The sequence below is a fragment of the Streptomyces sp. NRRL F-5123 genome (assembly GCF_000721495.1).
Classification (GTDB): Bacteria; Actinomycetota; Actinomycetes; order Streptomycetales; family Streptomycetaceae; genus Actinacidiphila.
In genome coordinates this window covers 1-205 of sequence record NZ_JOHY01000241.1, presented here as the reverse complement: position 1 = coordinate 205, position 205 = coordinate 1, and the positions used below count along the sequence as shown (strand labels likewise).

The following is a 205-nucleotide window of genomic DNA, read 5'->3' as shown; positions in this document are numbered from 1 at the left end:
GACGAGGACGACGGCGCCGATCGCGCCGCGTACCAGGTCGTCCCACATGAACCAGAAGCGGTCCTGGCCGGGGGTGCCGAACAGGTAGAGGATCAGGTCCTGGTCCAGCGTGATGCGGCCGAAGTCCATGGCGACCGTGGTGGTGGTCTTGTCCTGGACGTGGCTGAGGTCGTCGATGCCGGCCGACGCGGAGGTCATGACGGCC

The 205-nt window shown here is 67.8% G+C and carries 1 protein-coding gene; it reads right to left on the bottom strand.

The window, feature by feature from the left end; all coding sequences use genetic code 11:
- Positions 1-205, bottom strand: a 205-nt coding sequence (locus IH54_RS0139110) for an ATP/GTP-binding protein (RefSeq protein WP_031526510.1), incomplete at both ends; no start/stop codon positions are given.